Origin of the sequence: Arsukibacterium sp., assembly GCF_036735525.1 — a bacterium.
In the GTDB taxonomy this organism is placed as follows: domain Bacteria; phylum Pseudomonadota; class Gammaproteobacteria; order Enterobacterales; family Alteromonadaceae; genus Alishewanella.
Genome location: NZ_DAINOE010000040.1, coordinates 19,669 through 32,164, shown reverse-complemented (window position 1 = coordinate 32,164; position 12,496 = coordinate 19,669). Strand labels below are relative to the sequence as shown.

The window sequence follows — 12,496 nt, the reverse complement described above, 5'->3', positions numbered from 1 at the left end:
GCATTATTGAACCATTTTACTTTACCGGTAGCCATACTACTTACTTCCTTCTCTAAGTTAGCTATATTCTGTATGCTAGTGTTAATTCGACGGGGGATAAGCATACCCCCATATCTACTGTAGATAATTTGAGCAGACAGTCAAGCTATTTGCAAAAATAATGCTAATTGTTTACTAATAATTAATCTGAATGTCTTTGATGGATAGCATATGCGTGGCTATAGTTTATGAGCGGTAATAAAGATTCGAACGTACAATTTGACGATTTAGCAGAACTAACCCGGCAAAAAGTCTCGCCGCCACCGATGTATAAGGTGATTTTACACAATGATGACTATACACCGATGGATTTTGTGATCGATGTTTTGGCCAGGTTTTTTAATATGCAGTACGAAAAAGCCAGTGAGATCATGCTTAAAGTGCATTATGAGGGCCGGGCGGTATGCGGCGTATTTACCTCAGAAATTGCTGAAACTAAGGTGCAGCAGGTAAGTCAGTATGCTAAAGAACATCAGCACCCTCTGCTATGTACTATGGAGCGTGCTTAATGATGAACCGGTTTTGTCTTGTCGTAATAACTCAGGTGGATTAGGAGTAGTTTATGTTAAATAAAGATCTTGAGTTAACGCTGAATTTGGCTTTCAGATTTGCGCGTGAGCGTCGTCATGAGTATATGACGGTGGAGCATTTGCTGCTGGCGCTGCTTGATAATCCGGCTGCGGGCGATGCATTAAAATCCTGTGGTGCGAACATTGAAAAACTTCGCCTGGAACTGGCCAGTTTTATCGACTCTACGACGCCGGTGTTACCTGATGGCGAAGTGGAGCGTGATACCCAGCCAACACTGGGCTTTCAACGGGTATTGCAGCGGGCTGTGTTTCATGTGCAGTCTTCGGGTAAGTCAGAAGTGACCGGTGCTAATGTGTTGGTCGCGATTTTCTCCGAGCAGGAATCGCAAGCGGTATACTTGTTGAAAAAAATTGATATCAGCCGCCTGGATGTAGTGAACTTTATTTCTCATGGTGTCACCAAAACCGAAAAGCTTGAGCAGCATGATGAACATGCAACTGAAGAGCTGACCGAAGGTTTAACCGATGAACATAAATATTTGGAAAATTTTACCTCCAATTTAAATACTCAGGCTAAAAATGGCTTGATTGACCCGTTAATTGGCCGAGATACAGAAGTAGAGCGCGCTTTACAGGTATTATGCCGGCGTAAAAAGAATAACCCCTTACTGGTCGGTGAAGCTGGGGTAGGTAAAACGGCGATTGCCGAGGGGCTGGCGTATCGTATCGTGCAGCAGCAGGTACCTGAGGTGATTGCCAATGCTACCATTTATGCGCTGGATATGGGCGCCTTGCTGGCTGGCACTAAATATCGAGGTGATTTTGAGAAACGCTTAAAATCGCTGTTAAAAGAGCTGGAAAAAGAAAAAGACTCTATTTTATTTATCGATGAAATTCATACCGTCATTGGTGCCGGAGCTGCCTCTGGTGGCGTGATGGATGCATCAAATCTGATAAAACCGCTGCTGTCCAGTGGACGCTTACGTTGTATGGGTTCTACCACCTATCAGGAATTTAAAAGTATCTTTGAAAAAGACACGGCGTTGGTACGCCGTTTCCAGAAAATTGATGTCAGTGAGCCAAGCGTTGAAGACACCACCCGCATTTTAATTGGCTTAAAAGAGCGTTATGAAGAGCATCATAACGTACGCTACACCCAAAAAGCCTTGCGGGCTGCAGCAGAGTTATCGGCGAAATATATCAACGAACGTCATTTGCCAGATAAAGCCATAGATGTGATTGATGAAGCCGGCGCCAGCCAGCGCTTGTTACCGGCTTCCAAACGCAAAAAAGTGATTAATGTGGCGGAAATTGAGCATGTCATCGCCAAAATGGCACGTATTCCGGAAAAATCAGTATCAGCATCCGATAAAGAAGTATTAGCCAATTTGGATCGTAACCTGAAACTGGTGGTGTTTGGCCAGAATGAACCGATAGATGTGCTGACCGCTGCTATTCGTTTATCACGCTCCGGCCTTGGCAATGAAGAAAAGCCAATAGGTAACTTCTTATTTGCCGGGCCAACCGGTGTCGGTAAAACCGAAGTGACCAAGCAGCTGGCTAAGGTAATGGGTGTCGAGCTGCTGCGCTTTGATATGTCTGAGTACATGGAGCGGCATGCTATCAGCCGATTAATTGGTGCTCCTCCGGGTTATGTTGGTTTTGAACAAGGTGGTTTATTAACCGATGCTGTGTCAAAACATCCTTATTCTGTGGTGCTTTTGGACGAAATAGAAAAAGCCCACTCTGATATATACAACATTTTGTTGCAGGTGATGGACCACGGCACTTTAACGGACAACAATGGTCGTAAAATCGATTTTCGCAATGTGGTATTAGTGATGACCACTAATGCCGGGGTGCAGGAAACCATTCGTAAAACCATTGGCTTTAAACAGCAAGATCACAGTCATGATGCGTTAAGCGAGATTAACCGTACTTTTAGTCCGGAATTCCGCAACCGCTTAGATGGTATTATCTGGTTTAAACATCTGGATCTGGAGATTATTCTGCAAATCGTCGATAAGTTTATCTGTGATTTACAGGTGCAACTGGATAAAAAACAGGTATCACTGGAGCTGAGCAGTACCGCAAGGCAGTGGTTGGCAGAGCGGGGTTATGATCAGGCAATGGGTGCCAGACCAATGGCAAGGGTGATTCAGGAGCAACTGAAAAAGCCTCTGGCCAACGAAATTCTGTTTGGTCAGCTGATCTCGGGTGGCGATGTCAAAGTGGACGTGGCTGAGGACAAACTGGTATTCAGTTATCAAAGTCATCAGGAATTGGCGCTGTTAGATTAACGACAGCGCTACGCGCGGCTTACAGCCATCTTTAACATAAAAAACCCGGCTAAGGCCGGGTTATCGTTATGCTTCATGCCGCTATGGGCAGCAGCTTAACGTTGGCGAAATACGATGCGGCCTTTACTCAGATCGTAAGGTGTCAGTTCAACTGTTACCTTGTCACCGGTCAGAATGCGGATATAGTTTTTGCGCATTTTGCCTGAAATATGGGCGATCACAACGTGACCATTTTCCAGTTCAACTTTAAACATGGTATTAGGTAAGGTATCCAAAATGGTACCTTGCATTTCAATTACGTCTTCTTTCGCCATTCAGCGTACTCGCCTCTATAAATTTGGGGTGAACCTTAAAAAAACTGCGCAGATTGTGCCGAAATCACGCCGATAAGTAAAGCAACAAGCGCTTTTTTAAGCAAATGAGTGCTATCGTCCCTGAATTAACCGCCAATGTCTGCTTAAATTTGCCGGAAATGGCTATTGTATTGCTGCGTGTCAGCAGCTGAGTTGCAATGTTTGCTGTTGCCAATGAGCAGTAGGTGGCTGCAGCTTACGCTGTTGTTGCAATAAACTCAGATACTCCTCGCGTGGCAGCGTCGTGGCCCCCATTTGCATTAAAAAGTCATTCGGCATCTGGCAATCAATCCAGCCGGGTGCGTAACTGGCCAGATGTTGCTGTAATAACACCAGGGCAAATTTGGCGGCATTGGGCTTTTTGTAAAACATCGATTCACCACAAAACACACCGCCTACCAAGACACCATAGAGGCCGCCTATTAACGCTTGTTGCTGCCACACTTCAATACTGTGCGCCAGCCCGGCCTGATGCAGCTGGTAGTACGCCTGCTGCATCGGAGGCAGTATCCAGGTGTCGGGCTGAGCCGGACGCGGCGCGGCGCAATTAAGTACCACTTGCTGAAAAGCCTTATTGATACTAAAAGTCAGGCTATCGCGTCTTAACTGTTTGTTAAGGGTGCGGTTTAGCTGTAACTGGCCAGGGGCAAACAGGGCACGTATGGATGGGCTCCACCATAGCAGCGGATCACCACGGCTAAACCATGGAAAAATGCCACTGTAATAGGCCAGTTGCAAGCGGGGTAGTGATAAATCCCCGCCAAAAGCCAGTAAACCATCAGGTTCAGTTAATGCCTGGTTTACCGGCGGGAACCAAAGCTCACTCTCAAGCACTGGCAAGGTCAGTGCCATGACTTATTTGGCCAACGCATCCAGATAACGTTCGGCATCTAAGGCTGCCATACAGCCGGTACCGGCAGAAGTAATCGCCTGACGGTAGATATGATCTGACACATCACCTGCGGCAAAAACGCCTTCAATACTGGTTTGGGTGGCATTGCCTTCAGTGCCGCTCTGTACCTTTAAATAACCGCCATTCATGTCCAGCTGACCTTTAAAAATATCGGTATTGGGTGAGTGACCGATAGCAATAAACACCCCCTGCAGCGCCAACTCGGTTAAGGCTTCACCCTTGGTGGATTTTAACCGGACACCGGTGACGCCCATGTCATCGCCAACCACTTCTTCCAGCTCGCGGTGCGTGTGCAGAATGATATTACCGCTGGCCACTTTAGCCATTAAACGGTCAACCAGAATTTTTTCGGCTTTAAAGCTATCGCGGCGGTGTACCAGATGTACTTCGGCAGCAATATTTGACAGGTATAGCGCTTCTTCTACGGCAGTATTACCGCCGCCAATCACAGCAACCTTATGATTACGATAGAAAAAACCATCGCAAGTGGCACAGGCTGAGACACCACGGCCACTGAAAGCTTGCTCAGAGGGCAGCCCCAGATATTTTGCTGAAGCACCAGTACAAATGATTAATGCATCACAGCTATACTGGGCGTTATCGCCGGTCAGCAGGAAAGGGCGTTGCTTTAAATCCACAGTATGAATATGGTCGAACACGATTTGGGTATTAAAGGTTTCGGCGTGCAGCTTCATGCGTTCCATTAACGCCGGGCCGGTTAAGCCGTGGGCATCGCCTGGCCAGTTTTCGACTTCAGTCGTTGTAGTTAGCTGGCCACCTTGTTGCATACCGGTAATCAGTACTGGCTCAAGGTTAGCTCGGGCGGCATACACTGCTGCGGTGTAGCCTGCGGGGCCTGATCCCAGAATAAGTAAACGACTGTGTTGTACTGCTGACATGTGATTCTCCATAATACGGCTGGGTAATTTATTGCTACTGATTCTAAAAGAATGTTATGGCCATAGAAAGTGTTAGCCAGTAATTAGTTTTTAGCTTAGTGTAAAGCTTAGTAAGCTTTAGCCCTAAAACCGCAAGTTATAAGGACATTCTGTACATGAAACATCCCTTGTTGCAGGTGATATGTTGGTTGCTGATTTCCCTGTTCAGCGATGTAAACAGCTATGCACAAAGTTTTGGCCAAATTAACCGTTTAGGGATTGATGAAGGCTTACCCAGCTCGACTGTTTTTAGTTTAGTGCAAGATAATGAAGGCTTTATCTGGCTTGGGGCCGGCACTTCAGGTTTGCTGCGTTATGATGGTTACCAGTTTGAAGCCTTTGCGGTACTTAACGAACAAGAATTGGCGGCTGGTTATCAAGCGGATGTTGGCACAGTTTTACATGACAGCAAAGGCAACCTTTGGATTAGTACCTGGGGTTTTGGTCTTTCCCGGCTAAATAACCATGATGGAAAATTACAACGATTTACCATGGAACAGGGCTTGGCAGGTAATCAGGTACAATTCTTAATAGAAGATCAACAACAACGATTATGGGTAGGCACCACGCAAGGCATCAGTATTATTACTGCTGATGATCAGATAAAAAAATTGCCTTTAAAAGACATTTTGTCATCAACCACTGAACCTAGGATCTGGAGTTTAGCCCAAACGTTAGATGGCGTTATCTGGTTTGGATCTTCAGCTGGTTTAATTCGTTTCGATGAGGCTAATGATGCTATAAATGTATTGCCTTTACATGATGATGCGCCGCCGTTAAGTCGGCTTAATGAAGTCAGAGCATTATGGCCTGAAGGAAATAATATCTGGGTTGGTAGCCGTCAAGGCGTCTACTTTTATGACTCTGAGACCTCTGAATTTCAATTAATAGACGCCATAGCTGCTGATGGACAGCAGCGTATTATCAATCGTTTTTTACCATTGAGCGATAATCGATTGTTGGTGGCCAGCTACACGGGCGTGCTACAACTGAATCGAGAAGAGCGTCGCTACCAATTATTCGACGATCAGGACAGTTTGCTGCCTGATTTAAATGTTCGTAACTTTTTGCTAGATCGTTCAGGGGTGTTGTGGATTACCACCAACGATAGCGGATTGTTTCGCAGCCGCTTTGCCGGTAGTCATTTTCTGCAATTATCTGATCTTGTTCAATTTAACGAGCGTGAATTATCTTTTTCTGTTTGGGTTATTCATCGACTGAACCAGCTGTTGTGGCTGGGTTCGGCAGATAGATTATATCGAGCAGATCTCCAGAATAAAGCGCTGAGCATAATGTCTTTACCCGGCAGAATTAACGCCATGTCGACATCAAGCCAAGGCCAACTGTATTTGGCTACCGACAGTGGTTTAATGGCCTTGGTGGGGAATGAAATAAAACAGGTAGATTTGCCCTTTGAATTGCTGGGATTGGCCAACCGCAATGTTCGTGAATTATTAATTGATAATGATGATGTTTTTTATTTGGGTTTGTGGGGGCGAGGCGTTATTCGTTGGGATCCTGCATCAAATGAGGTTCAGCATTGGTTGGCGGATATAGGGTTGCAGCATTCAGGTGATACGGTGCAAGCCTTAGCGCTGGATGAATATCAGCAACTTTGGGTGGGTAGTCGATATTCTGGCTTGTTTAAAATTTCACTGAACAATGGCGCGATTGAGCAGTATTCTAAACGTAAAAATGGCAGCGGCACCGGCTTAGTTTTGCCTTCAGAACATATTAACTGCCTCACCACTTATGCGACGACCTTAGTTGTATGTACTGAGCAAGGATTGTTGCTTTATCAGCAAGATACCCAAGATAGCCAATTACTTGGACTTCAATCGGGTTTACCAGACTTACGCATCCTTGGTGCGCATATTGCTGAGCAACAATTGTATGTATCCACCATCAAAGGCCTAAGTGTGGGAGCGCTGCAGAAACCACAATTTGTGACTTTCAACCAACGTGACGGCATGGTCGCAACAGAATTAAATTCCAAGGCTATTGATATTTATGACAACCAATTGTATCTGGGTAGTGTGCAGGGTTTAATCAGCATTGATTTAGCAGATCTTGAAAGCAACAGCCGGCAGCCCGGAGCCGTGCTAACACGCTTATACATTGATCATCAGCACCGACAGCTAAAGCCTTTTGCTGCGCCCTGGAAAACGGTTCGTGTGGCCCCAACGGATCGCAGTATTCGTTTTGAATTTAGTGCCTTAGATTATCAAGATCCTTCCGTGAACCGATTTAAATATCAATTAGAGGGTTTTGATGCCACTTGGCTTGATGTTGGCCAACAAAATAGTGCGTTTTACGCTAATTTAGCCCCAGGTAAATATCAGTTGTGGCTAAAGGCATCTAACAATCATGGGGTGTTCAGTGAACCGCAACAGGTTGTCAGCCTGCTGGTTTTACCTCATTGGTGGCAAAAACGTTGGGTGCAGCTGTTGGCAGGCATTATGTTGTTGTTGTTGTTGTATATCGGGCACCTTTACCGACTGAAACATATCCGCCAGGTCAATCGCTTATTGCAGGTAGCGGTAGATGATAAAGTAAAAAACCAGTTGTTACTGGAAACCAAAGTCAATGAACGCACTCAGGCGCTGCAGGAAAGCTCCGCAACGTTGTCGTTGCGAAGTCATCAACTGGAAACAAGTCTTGAGCAACTGGCACTGAAAAACAAAGAGCTGACCCGGCTGGATAAACTGAAAGATCAGTTTATTGCCACCGTGAGCCATGAGCTGCGTACCCCCCTTACTGCCATTCGCGGTGCGGTCGGCTTATTAGCGCAAGGTGTTCTGGCCAACAAACCTGATGTGCAACAACAGATGCTGGATACAGCCTTAAAAAATGCCGAACGTTTATCGCACTTGATCAACGACTTGTTAGATTTACAAAAGTTTGCAGCCGGGAAGTTTACCTTGTCATGCAGCAATCTGGATTTACAGCAGCTGGCGCTGGATGCCATGCAGGATATGGCCGGCTATGCGGCAAAATTCAATGTAAAACTGTACTATCAGCCACAGCAAAGCCGTTTTATGGTTTATGCCGATGCCATGCGCATAAGGCAGGTGCTGGATAATTTAATGTCGAACGCGGTGAAGTTTTCACATGCGGGTGGCAAAGTAGAGTTGGCGTTAACGGCGGATGAGTCTTGGGTGACTTTGAGTGTGATTGATCAGGGCAGCGGCATTGCAGCGAACTTTCAACAACATATTTTTAGCACTTTCAGCCAGGCGGATGCGTCTGACAGCCGCAATAAAGAGGGTACTGGGCTGGGCTTGGCTATCAGCAAAAATATAATTGATAGCCATCAGGGTAAAATCGGTTTTAGCAGTATAGAGGGACAAGGAAGCTGTTTCTGGTTTAGTTTAGCACGTAGCAATAAATAGCCAAAAAATGCAGTACGCTGCCACCCAATACAAACAAATGCCAGATAACATGATGCAGGTAAAGGCTTTTCCAAGTATAAAATAGCACGCCGCCTGAATAAGACAGGCCACCAGCCAGCAATAACCACATGGCCGTGCTATTGACATTGGCCAGCATCGGCTTAATAGCCACGACTACTATCCAGCCGAGGCCAAGATACAGCGCCAAGGAGATTTTTTTATATTTTAGGCCAGTCACCAATTCTAAAAGCACACCTATAATGGCAATCAGCCAAATCAACCCAAATAAATACAAGCCCCAGTCATTGCGTAAGCTGATCAGGGTGAAAGGGGTGTAGGTGCCGGCGATCAGAATGAATATGGCGGCATGATCCAGTTGGCGCAAACGATACTTTATCCGCGGTTGATGAATACTGTGGTAAAGCGCTGAACTGCTATACAACAGAATAAGACTGCTGCCATAGATAATTGAACTGAATATATGCCAATTATCAGCATGACTGATACTGAGTTTAAGCATTAACAGCAACGCGACAATGCTTAACAGAGCACCAATGCCATGGGTTAGCGCGTGTAACTGCTCTTCAAAAGCGGTATAGCGACTGCTTGTGTTCATGTTAGCCACTTAATCATTTAATCGCCCTATGCTACACCTTTTTTAAAATGGCTTCAGCAAAGTAGCTGAAAAGCTGATTATTTAGTCGTTGCCAGCTACAATACCGGGCTGAAAACCGGGGAAGTAATATGTCTACATTGGTGATATTGGGGTACGTCTGGCCGGAGCCTTGCTCGTCTGCTGCCGGCAGTCGCATGCTAAGTTTAATCCGGTTATATCTGGATAAAGGCTGGCAAGTGATTTTTGCCAGCAGTGCTCAGCTTAGTCCACACCGTTTTACCTTAACAGATTGGGGTGTCACAGAGCAGCAAGTCGCGCTGAATGATGACAGTTTCCAGCTTTGGTTGGCCGGGATCAACCCAACTGCCGTGTTATTTGACCGTTTTATGCTCGAAGAGCAATTTGGCTGGCGGGTAGAGCAGGCCTGCCCGCAAGCGATGCGCATTTTGGATATGGAAGATTGTCATGCCTTACGCCAAGCCCGGGAACACTGTTTTAAAGCGGCTAAAGCGTTAGATAGTGCTGCTTTAAACTCTGATCTGGCAGTACGGGAAATTGCGGCAATTTACCGCTGCGATCTGACTTTAGTGATTTCTGAATTTGAAATGCAATTGCTGCAGCAGCATTTTCAAGTTCCGGCCATGTTGCTCTGTTATTGTCCTTTCTGGTTGTCCGAACTTCCTGATAATTATGTTGCTTTTGAGCAACGCCAGCATTTTGTCGCCATTGGGAATTTCAGGCATGCACCTAACTGGCAGGCCGTACTGTGGTTAAAGCAAGAGATATGGCCGCAAATAAGGCAGCTCATGCCCAAGGCTGAGCTGCATATTTATGGTGCATATCCGCCGCCTAAAGCGACAGCCTTACACAATGCTGCTCAGGGGTTTTTAGTTAAGGGCTGGGCCGCAGATGCGCTGCAGGTATTAACTGAGGCCAGAATTTGTCTGGCACCCTTAGCTTTTGGTGCGGGCTTAAAAGGCAAATTGCTCGATGCGATGCAAGCAGGTACCCCCAGCATCAGCACTGATATTGGCGTTGAAGGCATGACGATTGCCACAGGCTGGGCGGGGATAGTAGCCAATAGTAGCGTTGACATTGCTGCAGCAGCTATTAGCTTGTATCAAGACCCACAACGTTGGCAGCAGGCACAACAGCAAGGGCTGGCTATTTTGCAGCAACGTTTTTCTGCAGATAACGCTGATTTGGTTTGGCAACGCCTGAGTGATGGGTTGCAGCAAATTGACGCGTTAAGAGCCGCTAATTTTACCGGGGTGATGCTTCGTAGCCATGCCTATCGCAGTACTAAGTACATGGGGCAGTGGATAGAAGCTAAAAACCGCCGGGCAGAATGATCGGCGGTGTTGTTCGGGCTAGTTCGTAAAGCCTGATGTTAGTTAGCGACTGCCACGTGGCGGACGTTGTTTGGGGTTGCCCACTTTTGCAGCCCAAAACGCTGCGGCGGCGGCTTTATTCGGTTTAGCTGCGGCAGGCGATTTTTTAACCGGTGTTTTAGTTGCGGCGGGTTTGGCAGCGGCCGTTTTAGCGGTTGCAGGCTTGGCAGTAGCTGTTTTGCTATAGCTGGCACCCAGTTCAGCCAGCTCGGCTAAGCGAATATTTTTACCACCATCTACGCTAAACCAGCCTGGTTTTTGCTCTATTACCGGTGCTTTACCAAAGGCTGCTGTATAGGCAGCGGTAAATTCTGTGATGACCTGATCTTTGTCCAGTTTGCTCATTCGTATCGTACCTGTGACTAATTATGCTTCGTTGCTTGCTCTTTATACAACATTTTATAAGGCGGACACAAATTTGCCGGGTTTTTTCTTAATTAGGATAGAATAAACCAACTAAAAACAAGCTAGTTAGCCTTTAAACAGAAAACTTTGGAGATGCCCGATGATAAGCCGTGATGAATTGCTGGCGTTGTTACACCAGACGTTAAATGCCGAGCGCATAGCCGATTATTGCCCAAATGGTTTACAAGTAGAGGGCAAAACGCATATTCAGCGCATCGTTACAGGGGTGACCGCCAGCCAGGCATTAATTGACGCTGCTATTGCGCAGCAGGCGGACGCGATTTTAGTGCACCATGGCTATTTCTGGAAAAATGAAAATCCGGTAGTGACCGGCATCAAGCATCGTCGTTTAAAAGCGCTATTGCAGCATGACATTAATTTAATTGCCTATCACTTACCCTTGGATGTGCATCCGCAACTGGGCAACAATGCTCAGCTGGGTAAGATGCTGCAATTAGAGCAGATGCAGCCAGTTGCAAACGTTTCGCCAGAGGGAGTACTGATGCAAGGGCACTTTAGTGCAGCAAAAACCCTTGCGCAGTGTACGGCATTAGTTAGTCAGCTGCTGGGGCGCACTGTGCTGGCCGAGGATGGCGGTATTGGTGAGATTAGTCGTGTTGCCTGGTGTACCGGTGGCGGCCAGAATTATATTGAACAGGCAGCCACTGCCGGTGCCCAGTTATTTATTACCGGCGAGGTCTCAGAGCAAACCATTCATAGTGCACGTGAGCTGGGTATTCACTTTATTGCTGCCGGCCACCATGCCACAGAGCGTTATGGTATAAAAGCGCTGGGCGAATGGCTGGCCGGCCAAGGACAGCTGGATGTGCATTTTATTGATATTGCGAATCCTGCTTAAGGGTTTTCAGCATCCCACCAAATCGCCAGTCTTTGCTGAGCTATAGCCAGGTGCTCATACCAGGCATAGTGCAGGGTTTGTAAGGCGCTGGGGTTAGGGAGCAACCTGCTGGCAGTAAATTGCGCTAATGGATAGCGAATCTGGAAGTGAGTAGGGGCAGCCTGCACCTGTGCACCATAATAGCCAAACCATGCATATGCCCTGGGCATATGCATCGCAGATGTGACTAATACATTGCGTTGATCTACGATCAGTGGCGCTAAGGCAGCAGCTTCTTGTTGCGTATTGTAGACCTGCGCTAGCGTGCTGATTTGCTCAGGTTTAACGCCAAGCGATACAGCGACCTGGCGCATAATATCGGTATGGGCGCTTTGCTGACCACTTATTTCGCCACTTAACCATAACCTGGACGACGGATGCTGATGCCAGATAGCAACCGCTGCTTGCAGCCGGGCTAATGAGCAGAGCTCCAGTTGGCTACTCAGTGGCAGATGCGGGTAACTTTGGTGGCGACAACCCAGTACCATGATATTATCTACTGCGGCTGCCTGACGGTAAGCAGGGTGTTTAAGCTCCAGAGGAGCGGCCAGTCTGTCGCTTACCGGACTAATACTGGCTAACCAGAGTAACAGTATACTCATGCTGGTTAGCCAGCGGGCCCCTGGCTTTTCACGCCAACAAAACCACAGGCTGATAGCTAACAGTAACATCAGTATTGGCAAGGGTAATAACAAGGTTTTTAACACATCCATGATAAGTG

Annotated in this window: 11 protein-coding genes; 5 read left to right on the top strand and 6 right to left on the bottom strand. The window is 46.8% G+C overall.

Annotation, left to right across the window (positions count from 1 at the left end):
- The first annotated feature begins 227 nt into the window (after positions 1–227).
- The gene (clpS, locus tag V7D78_RS09650) at positions 228–548 is read left to right on the top strand and encodes an ATP-dependent Clp protease adapter ClpS (protein ID WP_333608239.1); all 321 of its coding nucleotides are present in this window, start codon (positions 228–230) and stop codon (positions 546–548) included.
- Between the two features lie 53 nt (positions 549–601).
- Positions 602–2,869, top strand: a complete 2,268-nt coding sequence (clpA, locus tag V7D78_RS09645; RefSeq protein WP_333608238.1) for an ATP-dependent Clp protease ATP-binding subunit ClpA — start codon at positions 602–604, stop codon at positions 2,867–2,869.
- Positions 2,870–2,964: 95 nt separating this feature from the next.
- On the opposite strand, the gene infA is transcribed toward clpA, so the two are convergent.
- The 3 genes from infA to trxB all read right to left on the bottom strand — a co-directional run bounded on the left by infA (position 2,965) and on the right by trxB (position 5,034).
- The gene (gene infA / locus V7D78_RS09640; protein ID WP_019676586.1) at positions 2,965–3,183 is read right to left on the bottom strand and encodes a translation initiation factor IF-1; all 219 of its coding nucleotides are present in this window, start codon (positions 3,181–3,183) and stop codon (positions 2,965–2,967) included.
- A 180-nt stretch (positions 3,184–3,363) separates the two neighbouring features.
- On the bottom strand, positions 3,364–4,074 hold the full coding sequence (gene aat / locus V7D78_RS09635) for a leucyl/phenylalanyl-tRNA--protein transferase (RefSeq protein ID WP_333608237.1): 711 nt from the start codon (positions 4,072–4,074) through the stop codon (positions 3,364–3,366).
- A 3-nt stretch (positions 4,075–4,077) separates the two neighbouring features.
- Positions 4,078–5,034 (bottom strand): thioredoxin-disulfide reductase, encoded by a 957-nt coding sequence (gene trxB, locus V7D78_RS09630; protein WP_333608236.1) that lies wholly within the window; start codon positions 5,032–5,034, stop codon positions 4,078–4,080.
- Positions 5,035–5,189: 155 nt separating this feature from the next.
- Here trxB and V7D78_RS09625 point away from each other — a divergent pair, with 155 nt between their 5' ends.
- Positions 5,190–8,465 (top strand): ATP-binding protein, encoded by a 3,276-nt coding sequence (locus V7D78_RS09625; protein ID WP_333608235.1) that lies wholly within the window; start codon positions 5,190–5,192, stop codon positions 8,463–8,465.
- Here the strand turns inward: V7D78_RS09625 and trhA are convergent.
- The gene (gene trhA / locus V7D78_RS09620; protein ID WP_333608234.1) at positions 8,440–9,081 is read right to left on the bottom strand and encodes a PAQR family membrane homeostasis protein TrhA; all 642 of its coding nucleotides are present in this window, start codon (positions 9,079–9,081) and stop codon (positions 8,440–8,442) included. The genes V7D78_RS09625 and trhA overlap by 26 nt on opposite strands.
- A gap of 128 nt (positions 9,082–9,209) precedes the next feature.
- Here trhA and V7D78_RS09615 point away from each other — a divergent pair, with 128 nt between their 5' ends.
- Complete coding sequence (locus V7D78_RS09615; protein WP_333608233.1) at positions 9,210–10,433, top strand: glycosyltransferase; 1,224 nt, start codon at positions 9,210–9,212, stop codon at positions 10,431–10,433.
- A gap of 42 nt (positions 10,434–10,475) precedes the next feature.
- On the opposite strand, the gene V7D78_RS09610 is transcribed toward V7D78_RS09615, so the two are convergent.
- Positions 10,476–10,817 (bottom strand): hypothetical protein, encoded by a 342-nt coding sequence (locus tag V7D78_RS09610; protein WP_333608232.1) that lies wholly within the window; start codon positions 10,815–10,817, stop codon positions 10,476–10,478.
- 160 nt (positions 10,818–10,977) lie between these two features.
- Between V7D78_RS09610 and V7D78_RS09605 the strand changes: the two genes are divergently transcribed.
- Positions 10,978–11,736: a Nif3-like dinuclear metal center hexameric protein gene (locus V7D78_RS09605; RefSeq protein WP_442886522.1), complete on the top strand. Its 759-nt coding sequence runs from the start codon at positions 10,978–10,980 to the stop codon at positions 11,734–11,736.
- Here V7D78_RS09605 and V7D78_RS09600 read toward each other — a convergent pair.
- Positions 11,733–12,488, bottom strand: a complete 756-nt coding sequence (locus V7D78_RS09600; RefSeq protein ID WP_333608231.1) for a YdcF family protein — start codon at positions 12,486–12,488, stop codon at positions 11,733–11,735. The genes V7D78_RS09605 and V7D78_RS09600 overlap by 4 nt on opposite strands.
- Positions 12,489–12,496: the final 8 nt, after the last annotated feature.